Annotated in this window: 10 protein-coding genes; 5 read left to right on the top strand and 5 right to left on the bottom strand. The window is 42.4% G+C overall.

The window, feature by feature from the left end:
- Window positions 1-7: 7 nt before the first annotated feature.
- From asd to ppsA, 3 genes are read right to left on the bottom strand one after another with little or no spacing between them, the layout of a single operon-like run.
- A complete protein-coding gene (asd, locus tag Q91_RS07675; RefSeq protein WP_015006320.1) occupies window positions 8-856 on the bottom strand; it encodes an archaetidylserine decarboxylase in 849 nt (282 codons plus the stop codon).
- Window positions 857-867: 11 nt separating this feature from the next.
- The gene (locus Q91_RS07670) at window positions 868-2,049 is read right to left on the bottom strand and encodes an alanine--glyoxylate aminotransferase family protein (protein WP_015006319.1); all 1,182 of its coding nucleotides are present in this window, start codon (window positions 2,047-2,049) and stop codon (window positions 868-870) included.
- Window positions 2,050-2,057: 8 nt separating this feature from the next.
- On the bottom strand, window positions 2,058-4,427 hold the full coding sequence (gene ppsA / locus Q91_RS07665; RefSeq protein WP_020932264.1) for a phosphoenolpyruvate synthase: 2,370 nt from the start codon (window positions 4,425-4,427) through the stop codon (window positions 2,058-2,060).
- Between the two features lie 119 nt (window positions 4,428-4,546).
- On the opposite strand from ppsA, the gene Q91_RS07660 reads away from it, so the two are divergent.
- Together Q91_RS07660 and rapA are read left to right on the top strand one after the other, a co-directional pair.
- Window positions 4,547-5,368, top strand: coding sequence for a pyruvate, water dikinase regulatory protein (locus Q91_RS07660; protein ID WP_015006317.1), 822 nt, complete (start codon window positions 4,547-4,549; stop codon window positions 5,366-5,368).
- 127 nt (window positions 5,369-5,495) lie between these two features.
- Window positions 5,496-8,342 carry an RNA polymerase-associated protein RapA gene (gene rapA, locus Q91_RS07655; RefSeq protein ID WP_015006316.1) on the top strand — a complete coding sequence of 949 codons (2,847 nt, stop codon included), beginning with the start codon at window positions 5,496-5,498 and terminating at the stop codon, window positions 8,340-8,342.
- Window positions 8,343-8,585: 243 nt separating this feature from the next.
- Here rapA and yaaA read toward each other — a convergent pair whose 3' ends face one another.
- Complete coding sequence (yaaA, locus tag Q91_RS07650; protein WP_041230525.1) at window positions 8,586-9,362, bottom strand: peroxide stress protein YaaA; 777 nt, start codon at window positions 9,360-9,362, stop codon at window positions 8,586-8,588.
- A gap of 242 nt (window positions 9,363-9,604) precedes the next feature.
- On the opposite strand from yaaA, the gene phbB reads away from it, so the two are divergent.
- From phbB to Q91_RS07635, 3 genes are all read left to right on the top strand, one after another.
- Window positions 9,605-10,351: an acetoacetyl-CoA reductase gene (phbB, locus tag Q91_RS07645; protein WP_015006314.1), complete on the top strand. Its 747-nt coding sequence runs from the start codon at window positions 9,605-9,607 to the stop codon at window positions 10,349-10,351.
- Window positions 10,352-10,480: 129 nt separating this feature from the next.
- A complete protein-coding gene (locus Q91_RS07640; RefSeq protein ID WP_015006313.1) occupies window positions 10,481-11,140 on the top strand; it encodes a phasin family protein in 660 nt (219 codons plus the stop codon).
- 63 nt (window positions 11,141-11,203) lie between these two features.
- Window positions 11,204-11,476: a DUF6489 family protein gene (locus tag Q91_RS07635; protein ID WP_015006312.1), complete on the top strand. Its 273-nt coding sequence runs from the start codon at window positions 11,204-11,206 to the stop codon at window positions 11,474-11,476.
- Here the strand turns inward: Q91_RS07635 and phaC are convergent.
- Window positions 11,473-12,519 (bottom strand): class III poly(R)-hydroxyalkanoic acid synthase subunit PhaC, encoded by a 1,047-nt coding sequence (phaC, locus tag Q91_RS07630; RefSeq protein ID WP_015006311.1) that lies wholly within the window; start codon window positions 12,517-12,519, stop codon window positions 11,473-11,475. The genes Q91_RS07635 and phaC overlap by 4 nt on opposite strands.
- Window positions 12,520-12,531 lie beyond the last annotated feature (12 nt).

The following is a 12,531-nucleotide window of genomic DNA, read 5'->3' as shown; positions in this document are numbered from 1 at the left end:
TGCTTGTTTACTTATTAATTTTAGCGATCACTTGCCCGTATTGAACGGCGTCCCCTGCTGCTAAATTTTCAGCCCATGTGATCTTGTCTTTTCCATATAACATAACGATGGTTGAGCCCATATTAAAACGAGCCATTTCATCATTCTTTTTATATTGTTGCTTGTTATCGCTATATTGCCATTGACGAATTTGATTGTGGCGAGGCGGGGTAACCTCTCCATACCAAACGGTTTCAATACTCGACACAAAAATAGCACCAACCATGACCATCGCCATAGGGCCAGCAGGGGTATCAAAAAAAGCAATAACCCGTTCGTTACGGGCAAATAATTCATCTATTGCTTCAACAGTGGTTTGGTTAACGCTGAACAGTTCACCGGGTACGTGTACCATTTTTTTGAGTGTTCCATCGACAGGGAAGTGGATGCGGTGATAATCTTTAGGGGATAAATAAACCGTGGTGAATTGGCCGTCTTCAAATTCGCTACTTAGGCTGTCATTGCCCAACAAAGCAGACAGGTTAAATGATTTGCCTTTTGCTTGAAATAATTCGCCGTTTTCAATGCTGCCCATTTGGCTGATGGTGCCGTCGACAGGGCTGGCAATCGTTGTATCGTCGTGCTCTAGGGGACGAGCATCTTCACGTAATTGACGGGTAAAAAAGGCATTAAAACTTTCGTAGGCTTCTGGATCTGGCTGTGCTGCCTCAGACATGTTGACGCCAAACTGTTTAATAACAGTATTGATGATAAATTGCTTTACCCAAGGCGTTTTACAACGGGCGAGTTTATGCATTAAGGCCGATAAACTATGCTTTGGCAAAATGTGCTGAAGGAGTATAAAGAGTTTATCCATTTTAAATACCGTTATCCGAAAGTTGCTTTTTGTGCTGCAGGTAGTGCAACACCAGTGTTGATAGTTGCCCCCATGTCATTCAAGACGGACTCCAGCGAGGCAAGGCAGAACATCACATTACTAGCGCTAGCAGATTGGCCCATTAAGCCAATACGCCATACTTTACCGGCTAAGGAACCAAGCCCTGCGCCAATTTCTAGGTCATATTCGTGTAGCAAGCGTTTTCTAACGACAGCATCATCAACATTGCTAGGAATAGTGACAGCATTGAGTTGGGCGAGCCGAGAGCCTTCGGGAACGATAAAGCTAAGCCCCATTGCTTCTAGACCGGCTTTTAAGGCCTGGTGCAGCATTGAATGCCGAGCCCATGCATTTTCCAAGCCTTCTTCTTTTAGCATTAATAGTGATTCATGTAAGGCATATAGGCTGTTAACTGGGGCGGTGTGATGGTATGAGCGTCCGCCGTCATTACCCCAGTAGCCCATAACAAGGCTTAAATCTAAGAACCAACTTTGTACTCGCTCCTTACGTTGTTTGATACGCTCTTGTGCGCGTTCACTAAAGCTAACAGGGGATAAGCCAGGCACGCAGGAAAGACATTTTTGTGTGCCAGAGTAAATGGCATCAATACCCCAATCGTCCACCCGTAATTCTGAACCGCCCACAGAAGTGACGGCATCTACAATAGTGAGGCAATTGTATTGGTGCGCTAATGCACATAAAGTTTTGGCGTCCGATAAAGCGCCCGTAGAAGTTTCTGCGTGAACAAAAGCCAGCACGCTAGCTTCAGGATGGGCTTTAAGAGCATCTTCAACTTTTTGCGGGTCAACCGCTTTTCCCCATTCATCTTCAACCATGATGGCAATAGCACCACAACGTTCAACGTTTTCTTTCATCCGTCCGCCGAAAACACCATTTTGGCAAACAATAACGCTGTCACCTGCTTCTAATAAGTTTGCAAAACAAGTTTCCATACCAGCAGAGCCGGGCGCAGATACCGGGAAAGTTAATTGGTTGTCTGTTTGGAATGCATATTGAAGCAAGGTTTTAACCTCATCCATCATGGTGCTGAAGCTCGGGTCCAAGTGGCCAATCGTTGGGCGTGCAAGCGCCGATAGGACACGTGGGTGAACATCAGATGGGCCGGGGCCCATCAAGGTGCGAACGGGTGGGTTAAACGTTGTGATCGTCATGGTTTTTTTTAGCCTTCGATTTTTTGGCCCGCCATAAACATCCAGGTTTCAATAACGCTGTCTGGGTTTAGCGAGACGCTTTCAATGCCTTGTTCCATTAACCATTTGGCAAGATCAGGATGGTCAGATGGTCCTTGTCCACAAATACCAATGTATTTGTTTTGTTTGCGGCATGCTTGAATAGCCATAGAAAGAAGTTTTCTAATGGCCGGGTCGCGCTCGTCAAATAAAGAAGCGATTAAGCCGGAATCACGATCAAGCCCTAGCGTTAGTTGTGTTAAATCGTTTGAGCCAATTGAGAAACCATCGAAATACTCTAAAAACTCTTCAGCCATTAAAGCGTTAGAAGGTAATTCGCACATCATAATGAGCTTAAGGCCATTTTTACCGCTTTCAATACCGTTTTCTTTCAGTAGCTCGGTGACTTGCTTGGCTTCGTCTAGGGTACGTACGAAAGGAATCATCACCCAGACATTTGTTAGTCCCATCTGGTCGCGTACAAACTTTAGGGCCTCGCATTCCATATTGAAACATTCGCGGAATGAGTCAGAGATGTAGCGTGATGCGCCTCTAAAGCCAAGCATTGGGTTTTCTTCTTCCGGTTCATAACGGTCGCCGCCAATTAAGTTGGCGTATTCATTCGATTTGAAATCGGACATGCGAACAATGACGGATTTAGGCGAGAAAGCTGCAGCGATGGTTGAGATGCCTTCGACTAAACGTTTAACGTAATAGTCTTTAGGGCTTTCATAACAAGAAATTCGTTTGCTGATGGTTTCTTTTAGGTCGCTTGGTAATTGTTCATACTCTAAGAGTGCTTTAGGGTGAATACCAATCATTCGGTTAATAATGAACTCTAAGCGTGCTAGGCCAACTCCTTCATGGGGTAATGAGGCGAAATCAAAGGCTCGATCAGGGTTGCCGACGTTCATCATGACTTTAACTGGAATGTCAGGCATGGCGTCTAAGTTAACGGTGTCTACTTGATAGTCCAGTAGACCTTCGTAAATAAAGCCAGTATCTCCTTCGGCACAAGAAACGGTAATATCAGTGTCTTGGGTAATATGGTCTGTTGCATCACCACAGCCAACCACAGCAGGAATACCCAATTCACGGGCAATAATGGCGGCATGACAGGTTCTGCCACCACGGTTGGTTACAATCGCTGAGGCGCGTTTCATAATCGGTTCCCAGTCTGGGTCGGTCATGTCGGTGACTAATACGTCGCCCTCTTGGACTTGGTCCATTTGAGAAATATTATCGATAACGCGAGCAGGGCCAGAACCAATTTTTTGGCCAATACTACGACCCTCAACAAGTACCTTAGCTGTTTCGTTTAAAGAGTAACGTTGAATTTCTTTACCGGCGCGGCTTTGAACCGTTTCAGGACGAGCTTGAACGATATACAGCTGACCGTCTAAACCATCTTTAGCCCATTCGATATCCATAGGCCGTTGGTAGTGTTTTTCAATAGTAATAGCGATGCTGGAAAGTTTTTCCACCTCGGCATCGGTCAAGGAATAAACGCCGCGTGTTGATGGGTCAGTATCCACAATTTTAACAGGGTCGCCTGCTTCATCGTTATAGATCATCTTAATCAACTTGCTACCTAAGTTGCGGCGTAATACAGCAGGCCGACCAGCTTCTAAGGTTGGCTTATGAACATAAAACTCATCTGGGTTAACGGCACCTTGAACGACCATTTCACCTAAACCATAGCTTGAGGTGATAAAAACTGCGTCACGAAAGCCTGATTCGGTATCGAGTGTAAACATAACACCTGAAGCGCTTATGTCGCTGCGAACCATGCGTTGAATGCCAGCGGAAAGGGCAACGCCACTGTGTTCAAATCCTTGGTGTACACGGTAAGAAATGGCTCGATCATTAAATAATGAGGCAAATACCTCTTTAATTGAACGCATTACATTGTCAATACCATCAACGTTTAGGAATGTTTCTTGTTGCCCCGCGAATGATGCATCGGGTAAATCTTCAGCCGTTGCAGAGGAACGAACGGCAACAGAAAACTCACTATTTGCATCAGCTTGCATTTTTGCATAGGCCTTTTCAATAGCCGTTTTTAAGCTTGGTTGGAAGGGCGTGTCAATAATCCACTGGCGAATTTCTTTGCCGGCTGCGGCTAAGGCATTAACGTCATCTACATTTAATGTGCTGAGCTTTTCGTGAATTTTATCATCGATACCACTTTGCGAAAGAAAGTCTCTAAAAGCCGTTGCTGTTGTGGCAAAGCCACCGGGTACATCAACGCCTACAGAGGCTAAATTGCTAATCATCTCGCCGAGTGATGCATTCTTTCCACCAACGTGCTCGACGTCGTCCATACCTGTTGAGTCTAGCCAAACAATATAATCTTCCAACTTCTGATCCCCTAATGTTGATACCTTCCACACTGCAAATCTATCTGCTGAGAAGCTACCTTTTGGTTTAAAATTCGAATTAATCCAATATTTTAACAAAAAATGCACCGCTATATTCAATGAAAAGCAGAACAATCTTTTTTATATCAGATAGAACGGCTATTACAGCAGAAACACTGGGTAATAGTCTAATGACACAATTTACAGGTGTTGAGCGTGAACGACACGTTATTCCCTTTATAGATACGGTATCAAGGGCACAGACTGTGTGTAATAAAATTAATGCAGCTTATACGGTTAATGAAGGCCGCCCAATTGTTTTTAGCACATTCACTAATGATGATTTGCGTGAGATAGTGTCTAAAAGTAATTGTATTTTCTATGATTTGTTTAATGATTATATTACTAGAATGGAAAATGATTTGCGACAAGAGTCATCTCATGAGGTCGGGAAAAGTCATGGTTTGAGTGATACAAGCTCTTACGAATCACGCATACGGGCGGTTAATTATGCGCTGGAGTATGATGATGGTGCGCGTTTAGACCGTTATGATCAGGCTGATGTCATTTTAATTGGTGTTTCAAGAACGGGGAAAACACCAACGTCTTTATTTCTTGCCCTTCAATATGGCATTTTTACGGCTAACTTCCCGATTACAGACAGTGATTTAGATAACTGTGAGCTTCCTAGAGCATTAAAACCGTATAAGAAAAAATTATTTGGCTTGACCATCAGCGCGGAGCAGCTGAGCAGGATTCGTGAAGAGCGTCGACCAGGTAGTCCTTATGCTTCATTAAAAACCTGTCAAAGAGAAGTTTCACAAGTAGAAGAATTATTGCATATGGAAAATGTGCCGTTTTTGAATGTAACCTCTATTTCGATTGAGGAGATTGCGGCGCAGGTTCGTTTAACTAAAGATTTGGATGTGAAACATTTTTAACAACGAGTATGGAAATCCTGTTTGGCTTTAAGTAATCTTATGATTTTAGGTGTAACTTAGGTTGCGAGTACGGGGGATTACTTTTATCATCCACGCCTTTTATATTCCGTGGTGAGGTCAACAGTCGATGAGTCAACATATTTTTTATCCTGGGCAACGTTGGGTTAGTCATTCTGAAACTGAATTGGGCCTAGGGGTTGTTGAGAGCATAGAAGGGCGCCACGTGACATTGTTTTACCCAGCTGTTGAAGAGCCTCGGGTGTATGCATTGGATAATGCACCGCTAAGTAGGGTGACTTTCAATGTGGGTGACACAGTAAGCCACCAAGGTGGTCAAGAAGTAACTATTGAGCAAACCCAAGAGCATAACCATTGCATGATTTATTTGTGTATTGATGGGCAGGGTGAGCAAGTGGTGCTACACGAAATTGATTTGGATAGTACCGGGGCGTTTAATAAACCTCAAAGTCGTTTATTTACTGGGCAGCTAGATAAAAACAAGCTGTTTGATTTGCGCCTTAAAACATTAGACTTTCAACGCAAACTAGATCAGTTTAAAGGGTTTGGTTTATCGGGCCCACGTGTTCAGTTACTACCCCATCAATTTTATATAGCGAGTAAAGTAACGGAGCGAAATGCAGCGCGTGTTTTACTGGCCGACGAGGTCGGATTAGGGAAAACAATTGAAGCGGGTTTAATTTTACATCAGCAACTATTAACCGGTTCGATTGAGCGAGTATTGATTGTTGTCCCCGATGCACTTATTCATCAATGGTTGGTAGAACTCTTACGTCGTTTTAATTTGTCTTTTACAATTCTAGATCGTGAACGTTGTGATGCGATTAGAGAAGAGGGTGACATAAACCCGTTTGAAACGGCTCAATTAGTACTTTGCCAATTATCTTTTTTATCTGAAAATGCGAATTATCATGCCTCAGCGGTAGCAGCAAATTGGGACTTGATGATTGTTGATGAAGCACATCATTTATTCTGGAACGAGAATAACGTTAGTAACGAATACCGCTGTATTGAAGAATTGGCAAATCATGTGCCGGGCTTATTGTTATTGACTGCCACACCTGAGCAATTAGGGGTCACGAGCCATTTCGCAAGGTTGCGCTTATTAGACCCCGATCGCTATTACGATTTAGCCGCTTTTCGTGAAGAACAAGCCGGTTACCAGGAGATTAATCAGCTTATTAAACAGTTGATGGCGGCAAACTCCATTGATGGGGTACTTGCTGATGTTAATTTAAAGCAATCGCTGTTGCAGCTACTGGGTGAGCAAGCGGTTTTATCTGACGATATATCTGTGGACTCGCTCATTGATGCATTGCTCGATCGGCACGGTACTGGCCGCGTGTTGTTTAGGAACACGCGAGAAAATATAGATGCGTTTTCATCTAGGCAATTACACGCGTATCAATTACCTGCGCTTAGCGTAGAAAATGAGTTTGAGCTAGACACCGATCTTGCATTGGCCAAAACGCTATTGCCTGAAATGTTATTGGGCGAAGACTGGTTGACGCTAGATCCACGTATCACCTGGTTGATGGAATGGTTGGATACGCATAAAAATGAAAAGGTATTGTTGATTTGCGCGCAGCAACAAACGGCGCAGGAGTTACATGAATATTTAAAAATGCGCACAATTTTTGCGTCTGCCGTTTTTCATGAAGGTATGAGCTTAATAGAAAGAGATAGGGCTGCGGCGTATTTTTCTGATGCAGAGGAAGGAGCTCAGATTCTTATCTGTTCTGAAATTGGAAGTGAAGGTCGAAATTTTCAGTTTGCGCATCACTTGGTATTATTTGACCTGCCACTTAATCCAGACTTGTTAGAACAAAGGATAGGTCGCCTAGATCGAATTGGTCAAACCGATACGGTGCACCTTCATGTGCCATGTATAGAGGGAACCGGCCAACATCGATTGATGAATTGGTATGATAAAGGACTCAACGCCTTTAGCCATGTCTGCTCAACAGGGCACCATGTTTATGCGATTGTTAAAGCGGATTTAAAAGAAGCCTTGCTGGGTGATGCGTCTGATGATGAATTTGCAGCGATCATTGAAAAAACCAGTACGTTAATGCAACAGAGCATAGCGGATATGCATGCAGGCCGTGACTTGATGTTGGAATTAAACTCTTGCAGAAAAGAGCAGGCACAAGAAATTATTGATGAAATTAGTTTGTCATCAAGCCACTTAGAACTGTCTCATTACATGGAAGAAGTCTTTGAAAGTTTTGGTGTTGAGCAGCAATACCATAGCGAAGACAGCATTGTTATTAAGCCAAGTGGTCATTTGCAAAGTGATGCTTTCCCTAGTTTGCCTGAAGACGGTTTAACGGCGACGTTTAACCGAAAGATTGCCTTGTCACGTGAAGATTTTCAATTCTTAACCTGGGAACACCCCATGGTGACCGGCGCGATGGAGCAAATTATCAATAGTGAGTTTGGTAATTCAACGTTTTGTACCATGGCATTACCGCCTATTCCTGCTGGAACGGTGATTCTCGAAGCTATTTTTACAACGCATTGTCCCGCACCTAAACGCTTACAATTGCACCGCTATTTGCCGAAAACGGTAAAGCGAATTGTGGTCGGCTCAAATGGCTTGGATATGACTGATATTTTAAAGCCAGAGCATATTGAGTCTAGGGTGACGTTTGTTAAAAAGTCAATTGCACTGAATATTATTGAGCATGGTCAAGAGGCGATTAAAACACTGATTGAAAAAGCTGAGAAACTGGTTGTTGTTCACCAAGAAGCGTTAGTAAAACAAAGTGTTGAAGAGATGCAACAACAAGAATCGTTGAATCTAGAAAGGCTTGTTGCATTGGCGCGGGTAAACCCAAATATTCGCGATAGCGAGATTACTCAACTAAAAGCCAATATTAACGACTTAGGTAGCTACATTAAAAGAGCCTCATTTAAGTTAGATGCAATTCGCGTTATCTTGACCACAGACTAGCTGACTAGGGCGAAAGGTATCGTACTAATAAGGCACCCTCTAATAGGTTTTAGCGTTAATAATTTATTGACCAGTTAACCAGTCGCCTGATTTGGAGCAGTCTATAATGAGCTGGAGCCGAAGTGGGGTTTTACCTTAGAGCAAGTCTGCTGCCTTGTGATTATATTTAAAGATAACCAGAGACACTAAAACAGCGGCTTGAATAACCGGTTTTGGCATGACAGTAGCAAAAGCGATAGAAAATTAAACAGCCACTTTTCTTAAAAACACCCATTCTTTGTCTGTAGATTGTTCTGCTGAGAATGCGTAGCCAGCGGTGTCAAACTGTTTGATATCGCTGGGGCTTTCCAGTCTATTTTTAATAATGTAGGCGCTCATCATACCGCGCGCTTTTTTAGCATAAAAACTGATAATTTTATATTTATCAGTTTTCCAGTCTTTGAAAACCGGGGTGATCACTTGAGCATTCAGCTGAGCTGGTTTGACAGCCTTGAAATATTCGTTAGAAGCTAGATTAATAAGAACAGGGCTTTTTTGTTCGGTAAGTTCTTGATTCAGTTTGTCGGTAATTTTATGACCCCAAAATTCATAGAGGTTTTTACCTCGTTGGTTGCTAAATTTTGTGCCCATTTCTAAACGATAGGGCTGGATCAAATCTAAAGGTTTAAGTAAACCATACAAACCAGAAAGAATACGTAGGTGCTTATGAGACCACTCTAAATCGTCCTCTGAAAATGAGCTTGTATCCATGCCTTCGTAAACATCACCTTTAAATGATAATAATGCCTGTTTGCTATTTTTATCGGTGAAAGGTCGTTGCCACTCAATAAACCGGTTGCTATTGAGCACGCCTAATTTATCACTAATACTCATCAAACTAGACAGGTCTGATGGTGACAGGGTTTTAAGTTGATCAATTAACTCCGCTGAATCATCTAAAAATGCCGGTTGTGAATGGCTTGTTGTAGCGGGCGGGGTGTCGAAATCTAAGGTTTTCGCAGGAGAAATAATCAATAACATAGCCTTAACTCATTTTAAGTGATGTGTGTTCGTATTGTACGGTAAATATACTGGTTCAGTTAAGTGAGAAAAGAAGCTTTATTTATAAGGGCTCTCTATTATAAAACGTGATGAGCAAAATAATAATAAACACGCAGCGAGGGTATGTTGGCGGGCCAAAAATTGACTTAGCCAGTTACTTTAACTATATTGCAATGCAATAAACAAGTTTATTCTTAATTAATTATTTGGAGTGCCAGAGTATGAGTAATTCAGTAGCCTTAGTAACAGGTGGTATTGGCGGTATTGGGTCTGAGATATCTAAAAAGTTATCACAGAACGGCTATATTGTTATTGCAACAACGTTTAACAAAGAAATTGAAAAAGCAGACGAATGGGTAGCTGCTCAAAAGAAAGAAGGGTTTGATTTTTTAGTTGAAGAAGCAGACGTTACAAGTTTTGACGCTTGTGCTGAGATGATTAAACACGTTGAAGAGACAGTCGGCCCAATTGAAGTGTTGGTTAACTGTGCCGGCATTACTCGCGATGGCTTTTTGAAAAACATGGATGAGTCTAATTGGGATGCTGTGTTATCTACTAATTTAGATGGCGTGTTTAACATGACTAAAAATGTTCTAGACTTTATGTTGAAAAGAGGACATGGACGGATTATTAATATTTCTTCAGTAAATGGCCAACGTGGCCAATTTGGTCAAACTAACTACTCTGCGGCAAAAGCCGGCATGCACGGTTTCACAATGGCGTTAGCACAAGAAGTAGCTCGTAAAGGGATTACTGTTAATTCAGTAAGCCCAGGTTATGTAGCGACTAGCATGGTTATGGCGATTGATGAAGGCATTCGTAATGAATTAATTTCGCAAATTCCAATGCAACGTTTGGCTGAACCGGTTGAGATTGCCAATGCGGTCAACTTTTTAGCCTCAAGCGAAGCAAGCTATATAACAGGGGCAAATATTCCTGTTAATGGTGGCTTGTTTACTAGTTTCTAAGGAGTCTGAAATACTTCTTTAGAGAGAAAAAGGCAACCATTTGGTTGCCTTTTTTATTGACAGCTAGTTAAGTAATCGATATTACTGGACTAGGTTTTTATTTTTTAAATAATTCAGGGAGCGGTGAAAATGCAAAATGACCTTATCAAACAGTGGGCTCAATTAAGTAAAAAAGCCAATGAATCATTAAAGAAAATTAATACGTTAAATACCCAATCGGTAAAACAACTAACCCAATTACAAATGGATTTGGTGTCGAGTTGTCTTGAAGGAAGTATAAAAAAAGTTACCTCAGTGAACAAAGTTGAGTCAATGACAGAATTGATGAATTTACAATCTAGTTTGTACAAGGAGCTATCAGAAAAAGTATTGAAAAATGCGCAATCGTCAGTCAAAGTTGCAATGGAGACAAGGAAGGCGATGGGCGAGCTTATCCAAGAAGGCTTAGCAGAGGCGCCTTCAATGGTTATGACGCCCGCGGCTAAGAAAACAACACCAAAACCTGCCGCTAGGAAGGCGACCCCCAAGCCTGCGCCTAAGAAAGCAGCACCGAAACCTGCTGCTAAAAAAGCTCCCCCCAAACCCGCGGCTAAGAAAACAGCACCGAAACCTGCCGCTAAAAAAACTCCCCCCAAACCGGCGGCTAAGAAAGCCGCACCGAAGCCTACAGCTAAGGAAGCCGCACCAAAACCCGCTGTCAAGCAAACGGCACCTAAAGCAACAGCTAGAAGCACTCAACTACCAAATCCATCAGGTCGCCCTGTAACAGAAGGTGATGCTAAAAAATAATTATGTCTCGCGCTAAGGTCTACAATGTTAGGTAGACCTTAGCGGTATGAGGTGGGGAAGTATATGAAAGCAACGATTGAAATTGAGGCAACGCCTCAAGAAATGAGAGAGTTCTTGGGTCTGCCTGATGTTCAAGCTATTCAGCGCGAAGCGATAGAGAAAATTCGTAATAAAATGCTAGTTGGTATTGAGTCGAGTGATATGGTTGAACTCATGAAACTATATATGCCAATGCCTGAACAAATGTTGGCAATGGAAGGTGTTCAAAAGACTATGTGGGATGCGATGATGAAAACGGTTGAGCTATCAACATCGACAGACAAAGGCAAATCCTAAGCTAGTCCTTGTTCCAGTGATTGGATCAGTGTCTGTTGAGTTCTTGGGCTAGTGAATGCACCAATGTGCCCGCCAACAAGTGCTTGTTCTTGATAAAGCTCCGGCTTTATATGTTGCTTTAGTGCGCGTGTTGCTTCGGGTGGGACAAGGTGATCTTGTGTTGCGTAAAGGTTTAGCACCGGAGACGTGATTTTGTTCAGTAAAACAGCATGCCCAGCAATGGTTAATGTGTTTTCATGTAATTTGTTCTGTTGATAAAAATTAATTAAAAACTCATCGGCAGCCGCTCTGTTTAAATCTGGTCCGTCATGTAACCACCTTTCCATGCGTAGGAACGTGTTTAAGCTTTCAGCGTTGTTAATAATATGCTTGAGTCGACGGTACTTTTCTCGGTTTAATTGAAAAGGTTTTATGGCTTTAAAAAGTTGGCTTATAAGCTCAGCAGGCACATTGCCTGTATGAGATGCTAATGCTTGTGTATTTAAGTGACTGGTCCAACTTGTTAAGGGGTTGTTTTTAGTATGAAAATCTATGGGCGTCACTAGGGTTACGAGCTTGCGAATTTCAGTTGGGTGAAGCGCGGTATAACATAAGGAGAAGACGCCGCCTTGGCAAACACCTAAGAGGTCTATTTTTTCTTCTTTAGAGTGGTGTTTTACTTGCTGAACGCAACGGTGTAAATAACCATTAATATAGTCATTTAGGTCTGTAAAACGATCACTACTATCGGGGTATCCCCAGTCGATGAGGTAAACCGGGTAACCTTTCTCTAATAAACGTAATATAAGGGATCTTTTAGGCTCAAGATCCATAATATAAGGGCGATTAACCAGAGCGTAGGTTATTAGGATAGGGAGTTTTTTCTGCGCAACATCAAGAGGGTTATAGTGAAAAAGTTGCAGCTTATTTTCACTATAAATAAGTTCTTTGAGGCTACTGCCGACTTCAGGTGGGGGTTGTTTATCCTTGTCAGCTAGCTTCTCCATAAGAAGCACAAACTCATCTTGCCAGATATTTTCGTGATCTTTGGTTTTATTCGGCATCTGCTCGGCTCA

The organism is Cycloclasticus sp. P1 (assembly GCF_000299965.1).
GTDB lineage: Bacteria > Pseudomonadota > Gammaproteobacteria > Methylococcales > Cycloclasticaceae > Cycloclasticus > Cycloclasticus pugetii.
The sequence above is the reverse complement of the archived record's forward strand: the minus strand, read 5'-3'. Positions and strand labels throughout refer to the sequence as shown.

Excerpts from the sequence above, each read along its gene's own strand:
- phbB (WP_015006314.1), top strand. The coding sequence starts at position 9,605 with ATGAGTAATTCAGTAGCCTTAGTAACAGGTGGTATTGGCGGTATTGGG.
- Q91_RS07640 (WP_015006313.1), top strand. The coding sequence starts at position 10,481 with ATGCAAAATGACCTTATCAAACAGTGGGCTCAATTAAGTAAAAAAGCC.
- yaaA (WP_041230525.1), bottom strand. The coding sequence starts at position 9,362 with ATGTTATTGATTATTTCTCCTGCGAAAACCTTAGATTTCGACACCCCG.
- Q91_RS07635 (WP_015006312.1), top strand. The coding sequence starts at position 11,204 with ATGAAAGCAACGATTGAAATTGAGGCAACGCCTCAAGAAATGAGAGAG.
- Q91_RS07670 (WP_015006319.1), bottom strand. The coding sequence starts at position 2,049 with ATGACGATCACAACGTTTAACCCACCCGTTCGCACCTTGATGGGCCCC.
- asd (WP_015006320.1), bottom strand. The coding sequence starts at position 856 with ATGGATAAACTCTTTATACTCCTTCAGCACATTTTGCCAAAGCATAGT.
- Q91_RS07660 (WP_015006317.1), top strand. The coding sequence starts at position 4,547 with ATGAAAAGCAGAACAATCTTTTTTATATCAGATAGAACGGCTATTACA.
- rapA (WP_015006316.1), top strand. The coding sequence starts at position 5,496 with ATGAGTCAACATATTTTTTATCCTGGGCAACGTTGGGTTAGTCATTCT.
- phaC (WP_015006311.1), bottom strand. The coding sequence starts at position 12,519 with ATGCCGAATAAAACCAAAGATCACGAAAATATCTGGCAAGATGAGTTT.